Origin of the sequence: Haloactinopolyspora sp., assembly GCF_027324685.1 — a bacterium.
In the GTDB taxonomy this organism is placed as follows: Bacteria; Actinomycetota; Actinomycetes; order Jiangellales; family Jiangellaceae; genus Haloactinopolyspora.
The window spans coordinates 1-20,466 of the sequence record NZ_DAHVSH010000048.1 but is presented as its reverse complement, the minus strand read 5'-3'; the positions used below and the strand labels follow the sequence as shown (position 1 = coordinate 20,466).

The 20,466-nt window shown below is 67.4% G+C and carries 22 protein-coding genes, 1 pseudogene and 1 riboswitch; of the genes and pseudogenes, 18 read left to right on the top strand and 5 right to left on the bottom strand.

What is annotated here, in order from left to right; translation table 11 throughout:
• Positions 1–43 precede the first annotated feature (43 nt).
• A complete protein-coding gene (locus tag M6444_RS06285; RefSeq protein WP_298324347.1) occupies positions 44–805 on the top strand; it encodes a helix-turn-helix domain-containing protein in 762 nt (253 codons plus the stop codon).
• Here M6444_RS06285 and M6444_RS06280 read toward each other — a convergent pair.
• Positions 749–1,219 carry a hypothetical protein gene (locus M6444_RS06280; RefSeq protein WP_298324344.1) on the bottom strand — a complete coding sequence of 157 codons (471 nt, stop codon included), beginning with the start codon at positions 1,217–1,219 and terminating at the stop codon, positions 749–751. The genes M6444_RS06285 and M6444_RS06280 overlap by 57 nt on opposite strands.
• Positions 1,220–1,533: 314 nt before the next feature.
• On the opposite strand from M6444_RS06280, the gene rox reads away from it, so the two are divergent.
• Positions 1,534–2,961 (top strand): rifampin monooxygenase, encoded by a 1,428-nt coding sequence (gene rox, locus M6444_RS06275; protein ID WP_298324341.1) that lies wholly within the window; start codon positions 1,534–1,536, stop codon positions 2,959–2,961.
• A 22-nt stretch (positions 2,962–2,983) separates the two neighbouring features.
• On the opposite strand, the gene M6444_RS06270 is transcribed toward rox, so the two are convergent.
• Positions 2,984–4,066 (bottom strand): PIN domain-containing protein, encoded by a 1,083-nt coding sequence (locus M6444_RS06270; protein ID WP_298324338.1) that lies wholly within the window; start codon positions 4,064–4,066, stop codon positions 2,984–2,986.
• A 201-nt stretch (positions 4,067–4,267) separates the two neighbouring features.
• On the opposite strand from M6444_RS06270, the gene M6444_RS06265 reads away from it, so the two are divergent.
• Complete coding sequence (locus M6444_RS06265; protein ID WP_298324336.1) at positions 4,268–5,629, top strand: hypothetical protein; 1,362 nt, start codon at positions 4,268–4,270, stop codon at positions 5,627–5,629.
• Between the two features lie 24 nt (positions 5,630–5,653).
• On the opposite strand, the gene M6444_RS06260 is transcribed toward M6444_RS06265, so the two are convergent.
• Positions 5,654–6,097 (bottom strand): nitroreductase family deazaflavin-dependent oxidoreductase, encoded by a 444-nt coding sequence (locus tag M6444_RS06260; protein ID WP_298324335.1) that lies wholly within the window; start codon positions 6,095–6,097, stop codon positions 5,654–5,656.
• 52 nt (positions 6,098–6,149) lie between these two features.
• Positions 6,150–6,785, bottom strand: a complete 636-nt coding sequence (locus tag M6444_RS06255) for a LysE family translocator (protein ID WP_298324333.1) — start codon at positions 6,783–6,785, stop codon at positions 6,150–6,152.
• 208 nt (positions 6,786–6,993) lie between these two features.
• On the opposite strand from M6444_RS06255, the gene M6444_RS06250 reads away from it, so the two are divergent.
• The 13 genes and pseudogenes from M6444_RS06250 to M6444_RS06195 all read left to right on the top strand — a co-directional run bounded on the left by M6444_RS06250 (position 6,994) and on the right by M6444_RS06195 (position 18,007).
• Positions 6,994–7,581, top strand: coding sequence for a CDP-alcohol phosphatidyltransferase family protein (locus M6444_RS06250; protein ID WP_298324329.1), 588 nt, complete (start codon positions 6,994–6,996; stop codon positions 7,579–7,581).
• Positions 7,582–7,644: 63 nt separating this feature from the next.
• Positions 7,645–8,496, top strand: coding sequence for a DUF881 domain-containing protein (locus M6444_RS06245; protein WP_298324327.1), 852 nt, complete (start codon positions 7,645–7,647; stop codon positions 8,494–8,496).
• Complete coding sequence (locus tag M6444_RS06240; RefSeq protein ID WP_298324324.1) at positions 8,493–8,825, top strand: small basic family protein; 333 nt, start codon at positions 8,493–8,495, stop codon at positions 8,823–8,825. The genes M6444_RS06245 and M6444_RS06240 overlap by 4 nt, the downstream gene beginning before the upstream one ends.
• Positions 8,818–9,636 carry a DUF881 domain-containing protein gene (locus M6444_RS06235; RefSeq protein WP_298324321.1) on the top strand — a complete coding sequence of 273 codons (819 nt, stop codon included), beginning with the start codon at positions 8,818–8,820 and terminating at the stop codon, positions 9,634–9,636. The genes M6444_RS06240 and M6444_RS06235 overlap by 8 nt, the downstream gene beginning before the upstream one ends.
• 79 nt (positions 9,637–9,715) lie before the next feature.
• The gene (gene gcvH / locus M6444_RS06230; protein ID WP_298324317.1) at positions 9,716–10,102 is read left to right on the top strand and encodes a glycine cleavage system protein GcvH; all 387 of its coding nucleotides are present in this window, start codon (positions 9,716–9,718) and stop codon (positions 10,100–10,102) included.
• 165 nt (positions 10,103–10,267) lie between these two features.
• Positions 10,268–10,345 (top strand): annotated as a pseudogene (locus M6444_RS22885) (zinc-ribbon domain-containing protein); the annotation flags it as partial.
• A 51-nt stretch (positions 10,346–10,396) separates the two neighbouring features.
• The gene (locus M6444_RS06225; RefSeq protein WP_298324314.1) at positions 10,397–10,810 is read left to right on the top strand and encodes an FHA domain-containing protein; all 414 of its coding nucleotides are present in this window, start codon (positions 10,397–10,399) and stop codon (positions 10,808–10,810) included.
• Positions 10,811–10,885: 75 nt separating this feature from the next.
• On the top strand, positions 10,886–11,629 hold the full coding sequence (locus M6444_RS06220) for a MerR family transcriptional regulator (protein WP_298324312.1): 744 nt from the start codon (positions 10,886–10,888) through the stop codon (positions 11,627–11,629).
• Between the two features lie 106 nt (positions 11,630–11,735).
• Positions 11,736–12,215: a bifunctional nuclease family protein gene (locus M6444_RS06215; protein ID WP_298324309.1), complete on the top strand. Its 480-nt coding sequence runs from the start codon at positions 11,736–11,738 to the stop codon at positions 12,213–12,215.
• A gap of 251 nt (positions 12,216–12,466) precedes the next feature.
• The gene (locus tag M6444_RS06210) at positions 12,467–13,006 is read left to right on the top strand and encodes a MerR family transcriptional regulator (RefSeq protein ID WP_363326259.1); all 540 of its coding nucleotides are present in this window, start codon (positions 12,467–12,469) and stop codon (positions 13,004–13,006) included.
• 50 nt (positions 13,007–13,056) lie between these two features.
• Positions 13,057–14,040, top strand: a complete 984-nt coding sequence (locus M6444_RS06205; protein ID WP_298324306.1) for a glutathione S-transferase C-terminal domain-containing protein — start codon at positions 13,057–13,059, stop codon at positions 14,038–14,040.
• Positions 14,041–14,110: 70 nt separating this feature from the next.
• A riboswitch (glycine riboswitch) is annotated at positions 14,111–14,205 on the top strand.
• A 74-nt stretch (positions 14,206–14,279) separates the two neighbouring features.
• The gene (gene gcvP, locus M6444_RS06200; RefSeq protein WP_298324304.1) at positions 14,280–17,135 is read left to right on the top strand and encodes an aminomethyl-transferring glycine dehydrogenase; all 2,856 of its coding nucleotides are present in this window, start codon (positions 14,280–14,282) and stop codon (positions 17,133–17,135) included.
• A gap of 230 nt (positions 17,136–17,365) precedes the next feature.
• A complete protein-coding gene (locus tag M6444_RS06195) occupies positions 17,366–18,007 on the top strand; it encodes a DedA family protein (protein WP_298324301.1) in 642 nt (213 codons plus the stop codon).
• A gap of 34 nt (positions 18,008–18,041) precedes the next feature.
• On the opposite strand, the gene M6444_RS06190 is transcribed toward M6444_RS06195, so the two are convergent.
• Positions 18,042–18,674 carry a DedA family protein gene (locus M6444_RS06190; protein ID WP_363326258.1) on the bottom strand — a complete coding sequence of 211 codons (633 nt, stop codon included), beginning with the start codon at positions 18,672–18,674 and terminating at the stop codon, positions 18,042–18,044.
• A gap of 273 nt (positions 18,675–18,947) precedes the next feature.
• Here M6444_RS06190 and M6444_RS06185 point away from each other — a divergent pair, with 273 nt between their 5' ends.
• Both M6444_RS06185 and M6444_RS06180 read left to right on the top strand, forming a co-directional pair.
• Positions 18,948–19,745 carry a polysaccharide deacetylase family protein gene (locus tag M6444_RS06185; protein WP_298324295.1) on the top strand — a complete coding sequence of 266 codons (798 nt, stop codon included), beginning with the start codon at positions 18,948–18,950 and terminating at the stop codon, positions 19,743–19,745.
• Between the two features lie 243 nt (positions 19,746–19,988).
• The gene (locus M6444_RS06180; RefSeq protein ID WP_298324292.1) at positions 19,989–20,456 is read left to right on the top strand and encodes a hypothetical protein; all 468 of its coding nucleotides are present in this window, start codon (positions 19,989–19,991) and stop codon (positions 20,454–20,456) included.
• Positions 20,457–20,466: the final 10 nt, after the last annotated feature.

Sequence of the window (20,466 nt, the reverse complement as noted above, 5' to 3'; positions counted from 1 at the left end):
CCGGACGTCGTGACTGGACGGCGAGCCTTCGGGAGAGAACCGGATGACCAAACGTGCGACGCCCCGACGCCCGGCAGCACGTCGTACCCAAGTGCTCCGACTTCTCCGTGCGGCGAACCAGCCGTTGGGCATCACCGAGATCGCCGAGCGACTCGGCATCCACGCCAACACGGCTCGCTTTCATCTTCAGACGCTCGTCGACAACGGCCAAGTCGAAAGCATGACGGTCGAGCGCGGTGCGCCGGGCCGTCCTCCGCAGTTGTTCAGGGCCGCGCGCCGGATGGACCCGATGGGGCCTCGGCACTATCGCGTGTTGGCCGAGATCCTCACCAGCACCTTGGCCGACGATCCTGATCCGAGCGAGCGGGCCACCGAGGCCGGGCGCGGCTGGGGACGGCTGCAAGCTTCGGCCGACGTCGTCGACAGCGACGGCGGCGACGACCGATCGGTGCAGCTGCTGATCGGGATGCTCGACGAGCTGGGGTTCGCTCCCGACGAGAGCGACGACCCTCGGCGTCGGGAGATCGGGCTTCGGAACTGCCCGTTCCTTGAGCTCGCAGCAGACCACGCCGACGTCGTGTGTCCCGTCCATCTGGGCTTGATGCGGGGGGCGATGGAGGCTTGGGGTTCGACGGTCACGGTGGACCGGCTCGAGGCGTTTGCCGAACCCGACCTGTGCCGGGTCCACCTGAGCGCAGCTCCTCGACGCGATGCCGCGCTGCGTCCGCGATCATCAGGCCTGGCCGGTTCAGACAGCGAGGAAGGCGCCGAGTACCACCAGTGCGAGGCTGAGCAGGCCGAGTAGCGCACGCAAGCCGGCGGCAGCTCGCGAGCCTCGTCGCACCTGCTCTGCCACCTCTTCGTCGTCGGGTGACTCCAGTAGCCGCCGGCGCAGTCGCGTCATCCGTCGGGCCTGGACCACCGCGACGGCGAAGCTCACCAGCAACACCACGGCGATGGTCACCGTCGCGATGAGTAGGCCGTCCCACGGCAGGTCACGAGCCAGCACCCCACCGGTCACCAAGGCGATGATCAGAGCGGGCAGGCCGACCCAGAAGTAGGCGCGACCCAGGGAGCGAAAGAACGCAACCCGTACGGCCGGGTCGAGAGTTGCCGAGGCGGTCCGGGCGACGACGACGATCGCGCTGTAGCCACCCACCCAGATGCTCGTGGCCACGATGAACACAGCCAGCACCATTGCCTCAGCTGTAGCGGACACGGTCACGTTCTCCTCTCGGCTCGGAACCGGCGCAGTTTACACAAGTATGACTTGTATTAATTGGCTACAGGTCGTAGCTCGAGGCTTTGCGGCGGGCGCCTGGTCAGGCATGGAGAACGGCAAGGATGCGTGCAGCCACTCATTGGCACTCATTCGTCGCCACTTTCAACCTACCGCGGACGGGGGGCCTTGCGGCAAGGCCCCCCCAATGGCGCACAGTTGTCCGACACGGCTACCACCTGCGGAATCAACGCGGTCGGGCAGCTGAACCGGTGCCCGGGGACGGGACCGGTACGCCACGTGAATGGGGATTCATGATCGACGTTGTCGTCGCCGGCGGCGGGCCGACCGGCACGATGCTCGCCAGCGAGTTGCGCTTGCACGGCGTGAACGTGCTCGTACTGGAGAAGGAGCCGGAACCGACCAAGCAGGTCCGATCGCTGGGCTTGCACGTACGCAGCATCGAGGTGATGGACCAGCGCGGAATGCTGGAGCACTTCCTCGCGCACGGCCAGCAGTACCCACTCACCAGTCACTTCGCCGGCATCACGAAACCGATGCCGGACCGGCTGGACACGTCACACCCGTACATCCTCGGCATTCCGCAGACCACCACTGAGCGACTGCTGACCCAGCGCGCGGTCGAACTCGGCGCCGACATCCGGCGCGGCCGCGAGGTGGTCGGGCTGAGCCAGGACGAGCACGGCGTGACCACCCACCTGGCTGATGGTGCACGGCTACGTTCGCGCTACCTCGTCGGCTGTGACGGCGGACGCAGCACGGTGCGCAAACTGCTCGGCGTCGAGTTTCCGGGCGAGCCGGCCGGCACCGAGTGGCTCCTCGGGGAGATGGAGGCCACGGCGTCGCCGGAAACGCTGGCCGCTGTGACGGCCGAAGTCCGGCAGACCCACCAGGGGTTCGGCGCCGGGCCGTCGGGGGACGGGCTGTATCGGGTCGTCGTCCCGGCGGCCGGCGTGGCCGAGGACCGCTCGGCTCCACCGAGTCTCGACGAACTGAAACAGCAACTGAAGGTGTTCGCGGGCACCGACTTCGGTGTGCACTCACCGCGCTGGCTGTCGCGTTTCGGCGACGCCACGAGGCAAGCCGAGCGCTATCGCGTGGGCCGGGTGCTGCTGGCCGGCGATGCCGCCCACGTTCATGCGCCGCTGGGTGGACAAGGTCTCAATCTCGGCATCCAAGACGCTTTCAACCTCGGCTGGAAATTGAGCGCCGCGGTCGGCGGCTGGGCGCCGGACGGGCTACTGGACAGCTACCACGCCGAACGACACCCGGTGGGCGCTGATGTGCTGAACAACACCCGTGCTCAGAGCGAGCTGCTGTCCAACGAGCCCGGACCTCGGGCCGTGCGCCGTCTGCTGGCCGAGTTGATGGACTTCGATGACGTGACTCGGCACGTGATCGAGAAGATCGTCGCCATCGCGATCCGATACGACGTCGGAGACGGACACGACCTGCTCGGCCGGCGCTTGCGGGACGTGAAGCTGACCCGTGGCCGACTGTACGAACTGATGCACGGCGGGCGCGGGCTCCTGCTGGACCAAACCGGCGCACTGTCGGTGACAGGCTGGGCGCAACGCGTCGACCACGTCGTCGACTCCAGCGCGGAGCTGGATGTACCCGCCGTACTGATACGCCCGGACGGCCACGTCGTCTGGGCCGGTGATGATCAGGCGGATCTCGTGTCTCACATGTCGAGGTGGTTCGGTGCCGCGACCGGCTGACGACGTGCGGCCGGAGGGCGCTTCAGCGCGTGGATGGGACCGTCAGCAGGTAGTCGTCAGCGTCGTCGGACCATTCGAGGCGAATGACACCGGTGGTGTCGGCGGCGCGGCAGAACTGCAGGAAGCTTCGATACCCGAGGGTTTTCTCGCTGAAGCCGGGCCGTACGCGCCGGATCTGGTTCTTGAGCCCGGACAGAGCCGCGCGGCCGTTCTTGTCGATCAGGTCCGCGACGACCGAGCGGAGCAGGTTGAAGGCGTCCTCCTGCCCCCCGAGCTCAGGCAGCAGCACTTCCGGGTCGCCTTTGGTGGGGCCTTCGGCGAGCTCGACGACACGACGTTCGGCCAGATGACGCAGTAGCTCACCGAAGGCACGGAAGCCGTAATCGGCTTCGTTGAACGTCGGGTCCTTCCGCAGCAGGGTGCGTTTCAGCGTGGACGCGGTGACCTGGCCCCCCGTGCGCTGGAGTCCGGAGACGGTCTGCGCGACCAGCACAGCCAGGTCGTCGAGATCCAGGGATTGCTGGGTGTCTGCGGCGTCGTCGTCGGCCGGCACCGCAACGTCCGGCTCGGCCGGTCGCGGTGGTGCGGCCGGCCGACGCTGCCGAGCCCGGTTCTTCGGCCGTCCCGGTTCGATGCCTTCGAGGTCGTCGTAGTAGAGGAACTCGTCGCATGCCGGCGGGAGCATGGCCGACGTCGAGTCCCGGATTCCCACTCCGATCACGCTTTTGTTCAACTCGCGCAGCTTGTAGACCAGCGGGGTGAAATCGCTGTCGCCGGTGCAGATGACGAAGATCGACACGTAGTCGCGGACGAAGGCGAGCTCCACGGCGTCCACGGCCATCTTGATGTCCGCGGCATTCTTGCGCGAGGCGCCCATCCGCTGCGGCATCTCGATCAGTTCGACATGCGACCGGGTGAGCATGCGGCGGTCCTCGTCGAAATACGACCAATCGGCATAGGCTCGCCGAACGACGACGCGGCCGCGTTCGGCCAGGGCATCGCCGATCGGGCGCACATCGAAGTCGATGCCACCGAGGTGCTCGCGAGCACCGATGGCGAGGTTCTCGTAGTCCAGGAACAGCGCGATGCGATCTTCGTCATCCACTCTGGCAGGCTACGCCGCCGTCCGCCCGCCCGGGCCGAGATGACCTCTCCGTGTCCGCTCCGCGGCGGCAGGAAACCCCGGTGCAGCTCTATGGCTGGTCGATTTTGGGCGCTATGACGCCCAAAACCCGCCAGTCATGGTGTGTCCGGCCCCCGCCGTATCGTGTGCTGCCCGAGGTGACCCGAGCGTCCGGGGGGCGAGATGAGTGAAGAATCGTGGCACGAAGCGAGGTTGATTCCCACGTCAGGAATCAACGGGGCTGAAGAACAAGAACGTCGAGCGACGTCAGCACTGCTGGCTGTCATGTCGGCCGTCCGCGAGTTCGGGCGCGCCCTGACGAAACCGTACGGAGCGCCGGCCGGCAAGATCGAGACCTATATCGAGGTTCCATTCACCGTCGGTGATACGAGGCTCTACCCGGACGGGCTGATCCGGGTGTGTCGAGGGCGGACCGTTTGGACGGCATTGATCGAAGTCAAGACCGGCTCTAATCCGCTGAAGAGCGACCAGCTGGAGAACTATCTCGATATCGCTCGTGATCAGCGCTTCGACGCAGTGATCACGGTCTCCAACGAGATACCCGCGATCGCCGGGCAGCACCCCACCGCCGTCGACCGGCGAAAGCTTCGCAAGGTGGCGCTCCATCATCTGTCGTGGACCAGGGTTCTGACCGAGGCGGTCATGCAGAAGGAGTTTCGCGGAGTCGCGGATCCTGATCAGGCTTGGATCCTTGGCGAGTTGATCCGTTATCTGGAACACCCCAAGTCTGGCGCGATGGAGTTCGACGACATGAGCGACAGTTGGGTTGACGTGCGTGATGCCGTCAGAGCAGGAACGCTGCGAGCTACTGACCCTGGGGTCGCGGAGGTCGCCTCGCGCTTCGATGCGTTATTGCGATTCGCGAGCCTGCGCCTGGGGCGACAACTGGGAACTGAGGTGACGCCGTTTCTGTCGCGCCGTGAACTCACCGAACCCCACACGCGAACGCAGACGTTGATATCGAGCCTCGTCGAGGACGGACGGCTTGCTGGCGCCATTCGGGTTCCCGACACGGTCGGCCACCTCAACGTGCTGGTTGACCTGCGCGCAAAGGACGTCACATGTTTCGTCGACGTTGACGCCCCACGGGAGGGCAGGGCCACCACACGCGTCAACTGGCTCGTTCGACAGCTGAAGAACGCACCGGATGGGCTGCGCGTCGAAGCGTTCGTGGCCCGTGGCCGGGGAGCCAGTACGGCCGGACTTCTGCGCGACATCCGGGAGGACGCTTCGGTCCTGGTCGCGGACCGGTCGAAGGAGATCCGATCGTTCAGGGTCGCTTGTACGTCCGCCGTCGGTGGAAAGCGGGGCCGGGGGCGTGGCGCGTTCATCGACTCGATCCTGAACGCGACGGATGAGTTCTACGCCGAGGTGCTGCAGAATCTCAAGGCCTGGTCCGCTGCGCCACCCCGGGTTCGACAGACTGAGGCCGAGATGGTGGCCGCGGAAACCGCTGCGGCACCGGACGTTGCGTCCACGGCTTTGTCGTCGCAGGATGAGGAGGCGTTGGCGTCGACCGGCTGAGCGGCCCTGCCGCGAGGTGGGCACTCAGGCGGGCGGGGCCGGGGTGAGGACGAAGACCGGGATCGAGCGCGAGGTCTTTCGCTGGTACGCGTCATAGTCCGGCCAGGTGGCCACGGCGCGCTCCCACCACAGCGCACGCTCGTCCCCGTGGACCTCGCGCGCGATGTACTCCTTCTTCTCCGGCCCGTCCTGCAACGCGACGCGCGGGTTGGCGACGAGGTTGTGGTACCAGGCGGGGTGCTTCGGGGCGCCGCCCAAGGAGGCCACGACGGCGTACTCCCCGTCGTGCTCCACCCGCATCAGCGGAGTCTTGCGCACCTTGCCGGTCCTGGCGCCGACCGACGTCAGCACGACGACCGGACGGTCGCGTAGTGTCGTCGCGCGTGAGCCTCCGGAGGTTTCGTAGGTCTCGGCCTGGTTGCGGGCCCATTCGGACGGGCTGGGTTCGTAATCTCCGTGTAACGGCATGCCAGAGCCAACCACGTGCGCAGCAGTCGCATTCCGAGCCCGGACCCCGCGTTCATGCCACCGCCACGAACGTGCCCAAACCGATCAGTACGAGGCCGCTGCCGGCACGTTGACCGACCTGCCAGCGAACATTCGTCGCGAGCCGGACGCGGAACCGGGACGCGGCCAGCGCCACGATCACGTCCGCGGTGAGCGCTACGACGACGACCACCAGGCCGAGCATGCTGAGTACCGCCGCGGGAGCGGCGCGATCAGGGTGGACGAAGTGGGGCAGCAGCGCCATGAAGTACAGCGCCGTCTTCGGGTTGAGTGTCTCCACCATGATGCCCTGAACCAACGGGGATCCAGCGAAGCCGCTCGGCGCGCTCGCGGTGCCCCCGGTGAGCGCCTGCTCGACTCCACGGCAGGTCCGGAGCGCCTGCACGCCCAGGACGACCAGATACGCCGCCCCGGCGTAGGTGAGCGCGGCGAACGCGACCGGCGATGTTGCCAGCAGGGTCGACAACCCCACCGCCGCGGCAAGGACATGGGCGAGGGTTCCGATCGCGTTACCCAGAGCTGACTCGATGCCGACCCGCCGTCCATCGTGCACACTTCGTGCAAGGACGTACATCATCGCCGGCCCCGGAGTGAAGGCGAACACCGTGGCCGTTCCGAGAAAGATCAGCCATTCATTCGATACTGGCACCGTCGCTTACCCCCGTAGTGCGTCAACCAGTGCGGCGATCCGCTCGTGTGGATCGCGTGGCCGATCCTGACCGGAGGTCCTTGCTCCGCACTTTCTTCGTGGTTTCTCAGCCCGCGGACGGCGTACTCCGGCACGGAGCCGGAGTGTGAACCGGGTACCTTGGTTCGAACATGCGGGGGCGAACAGCGGAATCACCGGAGGGCGGGTTGTGGACGTAGAAGAGACGGCGGTGCAGACCGACCGGGTATTCACCGTCCCGAACATCTTGTCGTTCCTCCGGCTGCTGGGCGTGCCGCTGTTCCTGTGGCTCGTGCTCGTCCGGGAAGCTGACACGTTGGCGATCGTGGTCCTGGCCGTGTCGGGCTTCACCGACTACCTCGACGGCAAGCTCGCCCGGCGTTGGAACCAGATCAGCCGGGTGGGCCAGTTGCTCGACCCACTCGCCGACCGGCTCTACATCCTCACCACGATCGTCGCGCTGACACTGCGCGAGATCATCCCGCTGTGGTTCGCGATCTTGCTGGTCGCCCGAGACGTCGTCATGCTGGGCGTCGTCGCGGTGGTGAAGGCCCGCCACGGCATCACCGGGCTCCCGGTGCATTTCCTGGGCAAGTCCGCGACGTTCTGCTTGCTCTATGCGTTCCCGCTGCTGCTGTGGGGCGATGCCGACGGCACCGTGGCGATGCTGGCTCGCGTGTTCGGCTGGGCCTTCGCCATCTGGGGCGTGACGTTGTACTGGTGGGCCGCTGCACTCTACGTGATGCAGGCGCGGCGCCTTGCTGGGACGAGCGGATGACAACGTGGCCACAGTGGGAGTGGTCTGCACCGCCGAGCCGATCGGTCGTGCGAGCATAGGGTTGTGGTGACTCTGCAGCATCCTCGAGCTCGTCCGCCGCAGCGGCCGGACGAGTCGATGTCGCTGCTCAATGACTTGTTCGCCAAGCCCTTGGAACCGGGTTACGAGGAAGTCGCCGCTCGCGAGCGGGCGGCTGGAGTCGACACGTCAGCCGCGGGCCGGCGGCGCTTCTCGCCGATTCTCATCGTCGGCGCTGCCGCGCTTGGTCTGCTGCTGACGATCGCCGCCTTGCAAGTGCAGAACAACGCCGCTGTGGTGTCGTCGGAGCGGCAGGGCCTGATCGACCGGATCCGGGCCGAGGACGAGCGGGTCAGCCGGTTGCAGGACAACGTCGAGACTTTGGAGTCCGAGATCAGCGGGCTCGAGGCGTCGCTGCTGGAGAACTCCGCGGCAGGCCGACAATTGCGCGCCGAGGTGGAGCAACTCCAGGCCCGGGCCGGCAGCATCGCGGTGACCGGACCGGGGGTCGTCATCACCATCGACGACGCCGACCCCGAGAGCTTCGACAATCCGGAACTCGCCGCCGTCCAAGACATCGATCTCCAGCAGGTCGTCAACGGGCTGTGGGCGGCCGGGGCCGAAGCCATCAGTATCAATGGTCAGCGCATCACCAGCCTGACCGCCATTCGACAGGTCGACAACATCGTGAAGATCAACTACCGTCCGACTCAATCACCCTTCGAGGTCACCGCGATCGGCGACACACGGTCGTTGCCCAGCGAGTTCGGTGACGGTCCCGGTGGGCAGTGGCTCCGCCACTTCGATTTGCAGTTCGACGTCCGTTCCGAGGAGTCGTTGGAAATCCCAGCAGGTAATACGTCACTGCTCCACGCACAGCCGGGGGAGGCCAGGTGATTCCGCTCCTCGGGCTGGTGCTGGGCGTGCTGGCGGGCTTCATCTTCGACGTGTCTGTCCCGCTCGAGCTTCAGCCGTACCTACCCATCGCCATCGTCGCGGCGCTCGACGCCGTCTTCGGTGGGGTGCGCGCGGTCATGGAGGGCATCTTCAACGACAAGGTCTTCGTGGTGTCCTTCATCGCCAACGTCCTCATCGCCGCGTTCATCGTGTTCCTGGGCGACCAGCTCGGCGTCGGCTCGCAGCTGTCCACCGCGGTCATCGTCGTGCTCGGCATCCGCATCTTCACCAACGTCGCGACCATCAGGCGGCACGTGTTCCATGCCTGAACCGAGCGAGCCCCGGGCCGACACCACGTCGGGTGGTCAGTCGCGCCGCTTCACTCCGGCTGCGCCCTCGGGGTTGCGGCGGCTGTGGCGGGCGCTGAGCAAACGACCTGACGCCGGGCACATCGGCGTCGGCCTGTTGGTGGGGCTGCTGGGGTTCGCGGCTGTGGTGCAGGTCCGCGTCGACCAGGACGACGCCCTGGCCAATGCGCGTCGTGACGATCTCGTTCAGATCCTCGACGGGCTGCGGCGCCAGTCCGAGCGGTTGGACGACCAGGTCGCCGAGCTCGAAGCCGACCGACGCGACCTCGTCAGTGGCGCCAACACCGAGGCCGAGGCGCTGGCGCAGGCCCAGGAACGTGCCCGCACCACCGGCATCCTGGCCGGAACCGCCCCGGCGACCGGCCCCGGTATCATCATGACCATCACCGATCCCGATCGACGGGTGAGTTCGGTGCTCATGTACCGGGCGATCTTGGAGCTGCGCGACGCGGGCGCCGAAGCCATCCAGATCACCGGAGAGGGCAACGACTCCGCGGTTCGTGTGGTTCTTGACACATATTTCCTCGGACCTGAGGACGGCGCGATGATCATCGGCGGTGAGAAAGTGGAGCCGCCGTACACCATCGTGGCCATCGGTGACCCCGGCGTGCTGTCCGGCGCCATGTCGTTCACCCAGGGGGTGGTGGCGAGTATCGAGGATCAAAACGCTGACGCGACGGTCACCGAGTACAACGAGCTGACCATCGACGTGTTGCATGAGCCGGAGGAGCCTCAGTACGCTCACCCGGCGCCGGAGGACGAGGACGATTGACCGGCAATCCACCCGAACGAGCTGAATCTCACCTGATTCACCCGGACCGGCCACGCGCGCCGTGGAGGAGGCAGATCCGTTGTATCCCGACGACCTGAGGTACACCCCGGAACACGAGTGGGTGCGCAACCCCGGCGAGGAGGAAGGCAGCGTCCGCATCGGCATCACGAACTTCGCTCAGGAGCAGTTGGGCGACATCGTGTATGTGCAGCTTCCGGCCGTCGGTGACGAGCTCACCGCCGGCGACGTCTGCGGCGAGCTCGAATCCACCAAGAGCGTCAGTGAGCTCTACGCGCCCGTCACCGGGTCCGTGGTCGCTCGCAACGACGAGCTCGATGCCGCGCCGGAGCAGGTCAACGCCGACCCGTACGGCGCCGGCTGGATGTTCGAGGTGGTTCCCGCTGACGAGTCCGCTCTGGAGCAGCTCCTGACCGCCGACGAGTACCGGTCCCAGGTCGAGGGGTGAGTGCCGTGTAAACGGTCGGTCGTGCCGGTGATTTGACGCGGTTGACCCGCTACCGCACCGGCCCTAGGTTGCCAGCATCCGTAAACTCTCAGGCGAAGGTCGAGGGTCGCCACGACTCTCGAGAACGCCGACGACTCGAGCCACGGGCAGCCGTGGCGGGAGGCCATGCCGATGCCGTTCTGCACTCAGTGCGGTCACCACAACCCGACCGATGCGAAATTCTGCTCCCAATGCGGAACAGCGCTGGTCACCGCCGCCGCGCCCGCGGAACCCGCTGGCGACGCGACGAGCACCATGGCGATGGTCCGCGAAGAGCCCGAACGCGCCGAGCGCGAAGACGGCGGCGATCTCGCGACCGCCGATCAGGCTGCCGTCGACGCGCTGCCCGCCGGCAGTGCCCTGCTCGTGGTGCTGCGTGGCCCCAACGCCGGTAGTCGCTTCCTGCTGGACACCGACGTGGTGAGCGCTGGGCGACACCCCGAGTCCGACATCTTCCTCGACGACGTGACCGTCTCGCGCCGCCACGCGGAGTTCCGCAGGCAGGCCAACGGATTCGTCGTGGCCGATGTCGGCAGCTTGAACGGCACCTACGTCAACCGCGACCGGATCGACGAAGTCGCGCTCAACAACGGCGACGAAGTCCAGATCGGCAAGTACCGACTGGTCTACTACTCAAGCCAGCTGGGATTCGGGGGCGGGCCGAGGTGAGGCCGCCCGAAGCACGCTCCAACGCTGAGGGCGGGACAAGCGTGCCCGAAGCACGCTCCAACGCTGAGGCCGAGAATGGGATTGCCTGACGCTCGCGCCTCCGGCGAGCCCGCAGCCACCGGGCTGCGGGCACCGCAGACGATGAGTATCGGCGAGGTGCTGGGCCAGCTGCGTCCCGATTTCCCCGACGTCAGCATCTCCAAGATCCGCTTCCTCGAGACCGAGGGGCTGGTGGAGCCGCAGCGGTCGCCGTCGGGGTATCGGCGGTTCACCGACGACGACGTCGCGCGGCTGCGCTACATCCTCACGGTGCAGCGCGACCACTATCTGCCGCTGCGCGTGATCAAGGAACAGCTCGAGCAGCTCGACCGCGGCATGGAGCTGGTGACCGATGGCGGCACGGTCACGCCGTACACGGTGGCCGCACCGAAGAAGGCCGACGCGAACGAGGTGCTGCTGTCGCGCGCGTCGTTGATCGAAGCGGCTGCGATCAGCGCGGAGTTGCTCGACGAGCTCGAGTCCTACGGGCTGGTCACGCCGCTGCGCAAGAACACCTACGACGCCGAGGCTCTGTTCGTGGCGCGCACCGTGGGCGAACTGGCGGAGTACGGCCTGCAACCGCGGCACTTGCGAGCGGTGCGTACCGCTGCCGAACGCGAAGTCGACCTCGTCGGGCAGGTCGTCGCGCCGCTGTTGAAACAGCGCGGCACCGATTCGCGGGCCCGTGCCGAGGAGACTGCCGGGCAGGTGGCGCGGCTGACGATGCGGTTGCACGCGGCCCTGGTCGAGGCCGGCGTTCGGCGTATCGGCTCACCCTGAGACCGTCCCATTGACGCGCCGCCGCGCCGTCGGCTGAGCAGTTTCGCCGAATCGACCCCGCCTGAGTCTCTCGTTCACAGGCGCACGCGGGGGTAGTGTGGAACACGTGCATGAGCTTGACGTCGTGGGTGTACGAGTAGAGATGCCCTCCAACCAGCCGATCGTCCTCCTGCGCGAGGTGGGCGGGCAGCGCTACCTGCCCATCTACATCGGCGCGGTCGAAGCCACCGCCATCGCCTTCGCTCAGCAGGGCGTCGTGCCGCCGCGTCCGATGACGCATGACCTGTTCAAGGATGTCCTTGACGCCATCGGCGTCACCATCGAGCAGGTCCGCATCACCGAGGTTCGCGACAACACCTACTACGCCGAGTTGGTGCTGTCCGGTGGACTCGAAGTGAGCTCGCGCCCGTCGGACTCCATTGCCTTGGCGCTGCGGACCGGCACGCCCATCTTCGCCTCCGATCCGTTGCTCGACGAGGCCGGAGTGGTGATGGCCGAGTTCGACACCGAAGAGGAGGAGGACGAGGACGAAGTGGCTCGGTTCCGCGAGTTCCTCGAACAGGTGACGCCGGAGGATTTCAGCTGATCACCGCGGCGTGATCGTCTAGAGCTGAAGTCGAGCTTGAGACTTGCCGCGTGTTGCGTTGACCCCCGACGGGGGTGGGCCTAACGTCACTGTTGTCACACTCGTGGTTATCGAGGCACGTACGCCGCCACGGCGGGACGCCAGAGATCGACGATGAAGGGGTCGGCGTGAGCGCAGACAGTACATCCGGGACAGGTACGGCGGGCGGTTCCGGTCACTCGGCTCGTGCCGGCAGTGGCGCCGCCGATCGCCTGGCCCGGCAAGGCCTCTTGTTCGAAGGGGTCGTCGACACCGTCCCCGAAGACGTGGGATACCGCGGCCCGACCGCGTGCAATGCCGCCGGCATCACCTACCGTCAGCTCGATTACTGGGCCAGGACCGGCCTGGTCGAGCCGACCGTGCGTAATGCGTCGGGGTCGGGCAGCCAGCGACTGTACTCCTTCCGCGACATCCTGGTGTTGAAGATCGTGAAGCGCCTGCTCGACACCGGCGTCTCGCTCCAGCAGATCCGCCAGGCGGTGCAGCATCTGCGCGATCGCGGGGTGGAGGAACTGGCCGGTATCACCCTGATGAGCGACGGCGCCAGTGTGTACGAATGCACCTCGGCCGACGAGGTCGTCGATCTCGTCCAGGGCGGTCAGGGTGTGTTCGGTATCGCCGTCGGCCGGGTGTGGCGCGAGATCCAAGGCAGCCTGCACGAACTGCCGGCCGAGCGTCCGGGCGAGCCGCCGGCCGAGCATCCCGGCGATCAACTCGCCGCCCGCCGCAAGGCGCGCGCCGCCGGCGCCTGAGGGTCGCCCGGGCGGTACTGCGCCGCGCGACCTGTGGGTAGCGTCGTCGTATGACGAAGTTGACCATCGACGAATCAGGTGAGTTCCAGCGGGCGCCGAGCCGGTTCGATGCGCGGATCACTGCTGACGGTAGTTCCGGCTGGCCGGTGGAACCGGGCCGATACCGCCTGGTGGTGAGTCTGGCTTGTCCGTGGGCCAGTCGGGTGGTGATCGTGCGGCGCCTGCTCGGACTCGAAGACGTGTTGTCGCTGGCCGTCGCCGACCCGATCCAGGACGAACGCAGTTGGCGGTTCACGCTCGATCCCGACGGTCGCGACCCGGTGCTCGGTATCGAGTTCCTCGCTGAGGCCTATCAGGCCGCCGACCCGGGTTACGACGGCGGCGTGAGTGTGCCGGCCATCGTCGACGTCCCGTCCGGTGCCGTGGTCACCAACGACTACCAGCAGATGACGCTCGACCTGAGTACCGAATGGCGCGCCTATCACCGCGATGGAGCCCCGGACTTGTATCCCGAGCGGTGGCGCGACGAGATCGACGAGATCAACGACCGGGTGTTCCACGACGTGAACAACGGTGTGTACCGGGCGGGTTTCGCGGCGTCTCAGGCGGCCTACGAGGCGGCCTACGAAGGCCTGTTCGCCCGGCTCGACGAGTTGACCGAGCACTTGAGCACGCGTCGCTACCTGGTGGGTGACCACATCACCGAGGCAGACATCCGCCTGTTCACCACCCTGGTGCGCTTCGACCCCGTGTACCACGGGCACTTCAAGTGCAACCGAGAGAAGCTCAGCGAGAATCCGGTCCTGTGGGCTTATGCCCGTGACCTCTACCAGACCCCGGGATTCGCCGGCACGGTCAACTTCGACCACATCAAGCGCCACTACTACCAGGTGCTTCACCAACTCAACCCGTCGCGGATCGTGCCGGCCGGCCCGGACTTGTCCGGGTGGTCGCAGCCGCACGGACGCGAAGCACTGGGTGGCACGCCATTCGGTGTGGGAACCCCGCCGCCGGTGACCGCGGCGATCACGTGATCGTGCCCGAATCCGGGGTGACGCGGACGACACCGTAGGCCCGCTTCGGGTTATGCTGAGATCGAGCCGTCGAATCTGGCCGGGAGAGTCCTCGTACGCAGGTATGGGGCGCCGAAGGGGCAAATCCCCGTCAACCTCTCAGGCATCAAGGACCGGTCAGCCGAGGCCGCTCTGGAGCCGCCCAACGGTGGGTGACGACAGAGGGGGAGCACTCGCACCTAGACCGAGGAGCTCCGTCTATGTTCCAGCCGTTGTCCCAGACCTCCAGCGAGGCACCGTTCGTCGAGCGTCATATCGGCCCGCGCGACGACGAGATCGCCAAGATGCTCGACGCCGTGGGCTACGAGTCGCTCGACGCGCTGACCGACGCGGCGGTGCCACAAGCGATCCGGACCATCGACGACTTGGATCTGCCGGCTGCGAGCACGGAGATCGAAGCTCTGGGGGAGCTGCGTGAGCTCGCGCGCCGTAACCAGCGCCGCACGCAGATGATCGGCTTGGGGTACTACGACACCGTCACCCCCGCGGTGGTGCTGCGCCGGGTGCTCGAAAGCCCCGCCTGGTACACCGCCTACACGCCGTACCAGCCGGAGATCTCGCAGGGCCGCCTCGAGGCGCTGCTGAACTTCCAGACGATGGTCTCCGACCTCGCCGGGTTGCCGACGGCCAATGCGAGCCTGCTCGACGAAGCCACGGCCGCGGCCGAGGCCATGACGCTGATGCGCCGGTCGGTGCGTGGTGAGCACGGCGTCCTGGTGGTGGATGACGACTGCCTGCCGCAGACCATCGCCGTCATCCGGACGAGGGCTGAGCCTCTCGGCATCACGGTACGGGTGGCCGACCTGAGCGACGGACTACCGGACGGTGAGTTGTTCGGCGTCGTCGTGCAGTACCCGGGGGCGTCCGGGCAGGTTCGCGACCTGCGGGGCGTCATCGAGGCGGCGCACGAGCGCGGCGCGCTCGCCACGGTGGCCGCGGATCTGCTGGCCTTGACGCTGCTGAGGTCGCCGGGAGAGCTCGGCGCCGACGTCGTGGTCGGCTCGTCGCAGCGGTTCGGCGTTCCGCTGGGCTACGGCGGCCCTCATGCCGGATTCATGGCGGTACGTACCGGCCTCGAGCGCGCCTTGCCGGGCCGGCTGGTGGGGGTGTCGAAGGACGCCGACGGCGCGCCCGCCTACCGCCTCGCGCTGCAGACTCGTGAGCAGCACATCCGCCGCGAGAAGGCGACGTCGAACATCTGCACCGCTCAGGTGCTCCTCGCGGTCGTCGCGTCGATGTATGCCGTCTGGCACGGCCCGGACGGGTTGCGCGAGATCGCCACGCGGGTACACCGGCAGGCCTCCGGCCTGGCCGCGGAGCTTCGGGCCGGAGGCGTCGAGGTCGTCCACGACGCCTTCTTCGACACCGTCCTGGCGCGGGTGCCTGACCGCGCGGAGGCCGTGGTCGCAGCAGCCGCCGAGCTCGGCATCAACCTCGGGCTGGCCGACGGCGACACCGTACGCATCGCCTGCGACGAGGTGACGACCGAGACCGACCTGCATCGAGTGCTCTCGGCGTTCGGCGTCAACACGCAGACCCCGGTCGCTGGCCCGGACGTGATCCCCGCCGACCTGCGACGCACCAGCGCGTACTTGACGCACCCGGTGTTCAACTCGCACCGCTCCGAGACGTCCATGCTGCGCTACCTGCGGCGACTGTCCGACAAGGACTACGCACTCGACCGCGGCATGATCCCGCTGGGCTCGTGCACCATGAAGCTCAACGCCGCCACCGAGATGGAGCCCATCACGTGGCCGGGCTTCGCGAACATCCATCCGTTCGCGCCGGTGGAGCAAGCCGAGGGCTACCTCGAGCTGATTCGCCAGCTCGAGGCTTGGCTGGCGACCATCACCGGTTACGACGCGGTGTCGATTCAGCCGAACGCCGGTTCGCAGGGCGAGCTGGCGGGTCTGCTCGCCATTCGTGCCTACCACCGGGCCAACGGCGACGATCAGCGCGAGGTGTGCATCATCCCGTCCAGCGCGCACGGCACCAACGCAGCTTCGGCGGTCATGGCCGGGATGCGGGTCGTCGTGGTGGCCGCCGCCGACGACGGCACCGTCGACCTCGACGACTTGCGCGCCAAGATCGACAAGCATGGTGAGCAACTGGCGGCGATCATGGTCACCTACCCGTCCACCCACGGTGTCTACGAGGAAGGGATCACTGAGATCGCCCGCCTCGTGCACGAGGCCGGTGGCCAGGTGTATGTCGACGGCGCCAACCTCAACGCTCTGGTGGGTCTGGCCAAGCCCGGTGAGTTCGGCGCCGACGTCAGCCATCTGAACCTGCACAAGACGTTCTGCATCCCGCACGGCGGCGGCGGTCCGGGCGTCGGCCCGATCGGTGTGCGCGCTCACCTGGCGCCGTACCTGCCCAACCACCCGATGCTGCCCGAGGCAGGCCCGACAAGCGGGGTGGGGCCGATCTCGGCCGCGCCGTTCGGGTCGGCGTCCATCCTGCCGATCCCGTGGGCCTACATCCGGATGATGGGCCCGGACGGGCTGAAGCTGGCGACGCAGACCGCTGTGCTGGCAGCGAACTACGTCGCCGCCCGGCTGGGCGGGCACTTCCCGGTGTTGTACTCCGGCCGCAACGGCCTGGTGGCGCACGAATGCATCATCGACCTGCGGCCGTTGACGAAGGCCAGCGGCATCACCGTGGACGACGTCGCCAAGCGCCTCATCGACTACGGCTTCCACGCGCCGACGATGTCGTTCCCCGTCGCCGGCACGCTGATGATCGAGCCGACGGAATCCGAGGACAAAGCCGAGCTGGACCGGTTCTGCGACGCGATGATCGCGATTCGTGCCGAGGCGGACAAGGTCGTCGCCGGTGAGTGGCCGGCCGACGACAACCCGCTGGTGAACGCGCCGCACACGGCCGAGTCGCTGGTCCGTGCGTGGGAGCATCCCTACGATCGCGAAACCGCCGTGTACCCGGCGCGCTCGGTCCGCGCTGACAAGTACTGGCCGCCGGTGGCGCGGATCGACGGTGCCTACGGCGATCGTCACCTGGTCTGCTCGTGCCCCTCCCCGGAGGCCTTCGAGTCCTGACATGATCGAATGATCATGTTCACTTGGCATTTGCCTGCCGCACCACCTATGCACGGGTGGTGCGGCAGCACAACGCCTCGTGGTGCGACGGTGCGGCACGATCCCGGCTGGGCCTAGGGGAGAACCCCGACCAAAGTCGATGGCAGATTCCGACTTCGGTGGCATGTGCCGGTGTCGGAGCCCGCGTATCGTCAGTGGTGACATCGGCTGGGACGGAAGGCACGCACGGCATGAGCGATGCAATACTCGAGACGGCGCGCGACATCATGGGATCGCCGTGGGTGTATGCGATCTTGTTCGCCATCGCCGCCATCGACGCCTTCTTCCCGGCTGTCCCCAGCGAGAGTCTCGTCATCACCGCGGGTGTGTTCGCCGCCAGCGGCGAGCCGAACCTCCTCTTCGTGATCTTGGCCGGAGCCGCCGGGGCCTTCGTGGGCGACCACATCTCGTACGCCATCGGGCGGACGGCCGGCACCCGGTTCCGCCATCGTCTCGAGCGCGGCAAGCGCGCGGGCGCCAGTTTCGGCTGGGCGGCGCGGATGCTCGAGCAGCGAGGCGGTCTCATCCTCGTGGTCGCGCGCTACATCCCCGGCGGGCGGACGGCGGTGACGCTGACCGCCGGAACGGTCGAATACCCGCTGCGCAAGTTCTCGAGCTTCGACGCCATCGCGGCGCTGTCCTGGGGCACCTACTCCGGCATGATCGGCTACCTGGGCGGCAAGGCGTTCGAGGAGAATCCGCTGCTGGGACTGGCGGTCGGTCTCGGGGTGGCGCTGAGCATCACCGGCATCGTGGAGCTGACCCGGCACCAGGTCGCCAAGCGGCGCCGAGAGTCGACGCCGTCGGAAGGCCATCCCGAAGAGCTGGTCTGACCGGTCTCAGGCGGTGATCACCCTGCCGGAGTGATCACCGCGAATTCCGTCCGGCGCGGCGACGCGGTGCGGCACGGTGCTGCGCGTCGTGACGATCACGGTTCCACCGGACGATCCCGAAGACGATCGCGGCGACGACGGCGAGCGCCACCACGACGATCACGATCTTCTGGAACACGTCGGCATACTCTTCGACGCGGTGCCAGCTTTCCCCGAGCTGATACCCGGCCAGCACGAACACGGTGTTCCAGATGGCGCTGCCCAGCGTGGTGAACGCGAGGAACACCGTCAGCGACATGCGAGAGACCCCGGCGGGCACCGAGATGAAGCTGCGGAAGATGGGGATCATCCGGCCGAAGAAGACGGTCTTGACGCCGTGCTTGTCGAACCAGGCCTCTGCGCGGTCGACATCTTTGAGTTTGATCAGCGGCAACCCCGCGAGAATCGCGCGCGTGCGGTCTCGCCCGACCGCCGCACCCACCGCATACCAGAACATGGCGCCGACAACGGAGCCGAGCGTGGTCAGCACGAGCGCGCCGATGAGGCTCATGTCGCCGCGGCTGGCGGTGAATCCGGCCAGTGGCAAAATGATCTCGCTGGGCAGCGGCGGGAAGACGTTCTCGAGAGCGATCGCGAGGCCGGCGCCCAGCGCACCCATCGACTCCATGAGGCCGACGGCCCACCCGGCCAGCCCGGTCAGTTCGCTCGTGGTTTCAGTGGCAGAAAGGATCGTCACAGCAGCGACCCTACGAAGCCACGTTCGGACGAGCGAACACGGCTGCCGCCGGATCGCATGGTGGTAGTCCGCGCCGTGGCGCTGAAGTCGATCGCATCACCTGCAGTTTACGCGGCTCTCGGCGCGCCTGGCGGAGTGTGGCGGTGTCACACAGTAGCGTGATTTGTCCAGGTCCGACGCGTTCTGCCCCACGGGGTGCCGGAGGTGAGCACGTTGTCCAGCCGGGTCAGGTCGGCTGTCATCGTCTTGCTGGCGGCCGTGGCGGTGATCGTGGGAGCCGCGCACCGGGGAACGCCGGAGGCCGCCCAAGCCGGTGAGGCAGCGGCGACGGACGTGAAGGCCGGCGCGCGACTGCTGCCGGACGTGCCCACGTCGGCCACGGCGCCGGTGCCCGAGGTGAACTCCGCGGGCACGCGCAGCCTGACCGGCCGCGAAGGCAATACGGTCGCGCTCACCTTCGACGACGGGCCGCATCCGGACTACACCCCCGCGGTCTTGGACATCCTGCGCGAGTACGACGTCGTGGCCACGTTCTGCCTGGTGGGGCCGAACGCGAAGCAGTGGCCCGACCTGGTGCGCGACATCGTCGCCGACGGGCATGTGCTGTGCAACCACACCGTCAACCACGATGTCCACCTGCCGGGACGCGATCGGGGGCGAATCGACGACGAGCTCGGCGGTGCGTTGGACGCGATCCTGGCCGCCGTGCCGGAGGCCACGGTGCCCTTCTACCGCGCACCCGGCGGAAACTTCGCCGAGAACGTCAACGACGTCGCCCGCTCGCTCGGTCACACCCCGTTGGGTTGGAGCATCGACCCGGGGGACTGGAAGCAGCCCGGGGCGAGCCGGATCCGCGATGACGTGATCACCTCCATGCACCCGGGCGCGGTGGTGCTGTTCCATGACGGCGGCGGTGACCGCAGCGGCACGGTAGCCGCGTTGCCGGCGATCATCGAGGCGCTACGCGACGCCGGTTACGAGTTCGTCGTGCCTGCCGCCTGACATGCTGCATGGCCGGCGTGTGGCACCCTTTCGGACATGGCCGGGACACGAGGAACGATCTCGAGCGTCGCCACCACCGCAGTGCGTGCCGTCGGGCAACTGCTGTGGGTGTTGCTCCCGGCCATCAGCCTGAACTTTCTCGCGTGGGTGCCGGCCAACCAGACGTACTGGCGCGCACGGAGCGCCGGCTGGTTGATCGTGACGATTTTGCTCGTCCTGTGTTCGGCTGGCACGGTGACGGGTGTGGCGCTGGACATCGACAGCGGCGCGATCGGCGCGATGGTCATCGTGGGCGGGATCGGCGGTACGGTAGCGGCGCTCAACGGTCGGCGTATCGTCTTCGGGCCGCACGAGGAGCCCGTTGATCCGGCCGTGCAGGCCGTACTTGACGCGCGTGCGCGCCGGGCCGAAGCACGCGAGATCGCCTCGAGCGACGTGGAGATGGCCGTTGAACTCGGCATCGGCCGACCGGACGTGCCGAGTGACTTCGACGACGGCGGGCTCGTCGACCTGAACAATGCCCCCGCCGACGTGATCGCCCGCACGCTTGACTGGCCGCCCAAGGTCGCGGCGAAGCTGGTCAGCCAGCGCGATGCGATGCTGGGGTACGCGTCGATGGCCGAGGCCTTGGCGCTGTCGTCCATCAGTCACCGTTGGCTCGACCGCGACGCGGAGCGCATCGTCGTCCTGCCTTACCGCAAGGCGAGGTGAGGTGGACCCA

What these genes read in the sequence shown, in the direction of transcription:
- M6444_RS06285 (WP_298324347.1), top strand. Translation starts at nt 44, where the DNA reads ATGACCAAACGTGCGACGCCCCGACGCCCGGCAGCACGTCGTACCCAA.
- rox (WP_298324341.1), top strand. Translation starts at nt 1,534, where the DNA reads ATGATCGACGTTGTCGTCGCCGGCGGCGGGCCGACCGGCACGATGCTC.
- M6444_RS06265 (WP_298324336.1), top strand. Translation starts at nt 4,268, where the DNA reads ATGAGTGAAGAATCGTGGCACGAAGCGAGGTTGATTCCCACGTCAGGA.
- M6444_RS06260 (WP_298324335.1), bottom strand. Translation starts at nt 6,097, where the DNA reads ATGCCGTTACACGGAGATTACGAACCCAGCCCGTCCGAATGGGCCCGC.
- M6444_RS06235 (WP_298324321.1), top strand. Translation starts at nt 8,818, where the DNA reads ATGCCTGAACCGAGCGAGCCCCGGGCCGACACCACGTCGGGTGGTCAG.
- M6444_RS06225 (WP_298324314.1), top strand. Translation starts at nt 10,397, where the DNA reads ATGGCGATGGTCCGCGAAGAGCCCGAACGCGCCGAGCGCGAAGACGGC.
- M6444_RS06220 (WP_298324312.1), top strand. Translation starts at nt 10,886, where the DNA reads ATGGGATTGCCTGACGCTCGCGCCTCCGGCGAGCCCGCAGCCACCGGG.
- M6444_RS06205 (WP_298324306.1), top strand. Translation starts at nt 13,057, where the DNA reads ATGACGAAGTTGACCATCGACGAATCAGGTGAGTTCCAGCGGGCGCCG.
- gcvP (WP_298324304.1), top strand. Translation starts at nt 14,280, where the DNA reads ATGTTCCAGCCGTTGTCCCAGACCTCCAGCGAGGCACCGTTCGTCGAG.
- M6444_RS06195 (WP_298324301.1), top strand. Translation starts at nt 17,366, where the DNA reads ATGAGCGATGCAATACTCGAGACGGCGCGCGACATCATGGGATCGCCG.
- M6444_RS06190 (WP_363326258.1), bottom strand. Translation starts at nt 18,674, where the DNA reads ATGGAGTCGATGGGTGCGCTGGGCGCCGGCCTCGCGATCGCTCTCGAG.